At 43.8% G+C, this 3,178-nt stretch carries 2 protein-coding genes; both read left to right on the plus strand.

Going from position 1 to position 3,178, the window contains the following annotated elements; genetic code table 11:
- Positions 1–2,968: DUF7507 domain-containing protein (locus QVH07_RS17620; protein ID WP_290003143.1), on the plus strand; the 2,968-nt coding region annotated here is incomplete at its 5' end.
- A gap of 64 nt (positions 2,969–3,032) precedes the next feature.
- On the plus strand, positions 3,033–3,178 hold a 146-nt coding region (locus QVH07_RS17625), incomplete at its 3' end, for a type IX secretion system membrane protein PorP/SprF (protein WP_435367070.1).

Here is a 3,178-nt window from a genome sequence, read left to right on the forward strand (position 1 = left end):
GATTACGGATCCATTGACTGGTCAGAATGATAATGTGGGTGACTTGCAACCAGGCCAGACGGCTACGGTTACGACAAACTACGCGGTGACTCAAGTGGATGTAAACAACGGACAGGTGGTGAACACGGCTACAGCCACAGGTACCGATCCGAACCAGGCAGCTCAGACCGCTACAGCCAGCGCCACGGTTACAGCAGCTCAGAATTCAGGTATTTCCTTGACTAAAACGGCTAACCCAACGACTTATGATCAAGCCGGAGATGTAATTACGTATACTTTGATTGTTGAGAACACTGGAAATGTGACCTTAACCAATACCACGATTACGGATCCATTGACTGGTCAGAATGATAATGTGGGTGACTTGCAACCAGGCCAGATGGCTACGCTTACGACAAGCTACGCGGTGACTCAAGCGGATGTAAACAATGGACAGGTGGTGAACACAGCTACCGCCACAGGTACAGATCCAAACCAGGCAGCTCAGACCGCTACAGCCAGCGCTACGGTTACAGCAATTCAGAATCCTGGCATTGAGCTAGAGAAGTTTGCGGATACACCGGAATACAGCGCGGCAGGTGATGTGATAGATTACAGCATTGTGGTAACCAATACCGGCAATGTAATTTTGAGCAATGTGACGATAGAGGATCCGTTGACAGGCTTAAATACGAATATTGGAGATTTGGCCCCAGGCCAAAGCACAACAGTGACAACCAGTTACACGGTGACACAAGCTGATGTAGACACAGGTTCGGTGACAAATGCTGCAACCGCAACAGGCAGCACTCCTGGAGGAGGCCAAGTTGACGGTGGAGGATCGGTGACTGTACCGACTGTACCTGGTGTACAGGGGCCTGCCATTGAAATAGAAAAAACAGCTGATAAAGCAACCGTTTCAGAGATTGGAGAAGTGATAACTTATATCCTGACAGTAACGAACCCAGGAAATGTTGACTTAAGCGAGGTGACTATTTCAGATGAGAAACTTGGATTCACTGAGTATATTGGCGATCTATCGGTTGGTTCAAGTGAAAACTTTACTTTGACCTATACTGTCACAGCAGATGAAATTGTTGCTCAGGATGATATTACAAATACGGCCACAGCAACAGGAACATTTATGGGAGATCAAGTTTCTGATGAAGATGATGCTGTGGTAAGTATTTTCTGCGATGATCAGACCTTATTGACTGGAGTAATATTTAATGAGGATGATGGTACTCCATTGGCAAATGTTCCAGTTCTACTGATTGATTCAGGAGACGATACCGGTGTTATTAATGTGACCAACGATGAGGGTAGATTCCTATTTACTGGTATCCTTGAAGGAACATACACAGTGGAAGTTTTGGATCGAGGGTTGAACAAAAACCAAGAACTTTTTGCCAGAAATGGTAATTCAAGAGATGTGACTATTACAACATGCGATTACGTATCGGTGGAATTCCCATACACCAGTGTTGGAAGTGACAGAGTAATTGAAGGCTTCGTATGGTATGACTTGAATGGAGATGGTATCCAGAATGAATGGTTTGATGCCAATAATGACGGACAAGTAACAGAAAACCCAATTGTACAAGGAACTCCGATTGATTTGAATACATGGGAGTGGTTTGATTTCAATGGTGATGGAAGCTTTGAAGGGCCTGAAAATGAAGGAGAGTTAAACAAAGCTGGATTTGGTAATCCTGAAGGACAAAACCTTGAAATTGAAGGACCAAATGGGTATACGGCCACGGAGATCATTGGAAGAATTGGATATTGGACGCATACTCTTCCAGAGGGAGTTCCATTTGGTGAGTTCACCATTACTTTGGATCCAGATGGTCCGTTTACTCAAAATGGAATCTCCTTGGGTGGATCAGGCCTAGTGAAAGTTCTTCCTGATGCGGATGGAAGACAAACTGAAGTAGCTGAATTCTTCTGTGAATTCACAACTCCGCAGGTTCTTACCGAAATTTACAGTCCGCAGGAGCCTAATGACTTTAACTTTGGATTGAGATGTCTTGAGGGATCTCCAAATGAGATTGTCGCGAATGATGATCTCTTCGGCGAATTCTTTATCAGCTTCGGAGGAGTTATTGGAAATATTTTGGATAACGATCTTCTGGCTGGTGATAGACCAAATCCAGAGGATGTGGAAATCACCATTACCGACTTCGGTGGGCTTGAAGGAATTAGCATAGATGAGAATGGTGAATTGGTGTTGATTCCAGGTTTGAATCCAGTAGGGACTTATACCCTTACTTACACATTAAGTGAGGTTGCTTTCCCTGATAATTCGGACGACGCCATAATTGTAATCACAATAATTAATGATCAGGTAGATCTGGCGGTAGAGAAGACCAGCTTCGAAGCTGAGATCTACGAAGGTGATGAATTCGAATATGAAGTAGTCTTGAGTAATCCAGGGGATACTGACGCGAGAGAGGTAACCTTAACGGATGATTTACCAAACAACGTAACTTATCTGAGTTCAGAAGTCATATCGAACCCAGCTGGTGCTGATGTGACGCTTTCTGTTGCTGAGCCAAGGTTGACTTGGACGATTCCATTCTTTGAATCTGGAGCTATCATAACCATCAGAGTGAGAGTAAAAGCAGGCGATCCAGGTGTGATAACCAATGTAGCTGAGGTGGATTCTCCAGCAGATGATATCAATGAAGAAAATGATATTGACGATGATGTGAATGAGATTCTTCCATTCCGAATCCCGAATGTGATCACTCCTGAAACTGAGGACGGAAACAATGACACCTTTGAGATAAAGGGTATTGGAAAGTTTGTAAGTAACGATATTGTAATTATTAACAGATATGGGGATCATGTCTTCGAGACTGAGAACTATCAAAATAACTGGAATGCTCCTGGTCAGGTAGCAGGGACATATTTCTATATCTTTACTGCCATTGATCGAGATGGTACTGAACATGAATTCCGCGGATGGATCCAAGTGATTAAGTGATGGAGAATCCGGCGATAATTAAAAATGACCTAACGTTATGAGAATAATTTTTAGAATCACGGGAATGTTGATGGTACTGGGCCTATGGCTTGGTACCGGAGACGCTGTGGGGCAGCAGTTGCCTCAGTTCAGCCAATACATTTTTAACGGTTTGCATGTGAATCCGGGGTATGCTGGATATAAGGGAGAGCCTTATTTGCAGAGTACGTA

Origin of the sequence: Algoriphagus sediminis (assembly GCF_030403435.1) — a bacterium.
Lineage (GTDB): Bacteria > Bacteroidota > Bacteroidia > Cytophagales > Cyclobacteriaceae > Algoriphagus > Algoriphagus sediminis.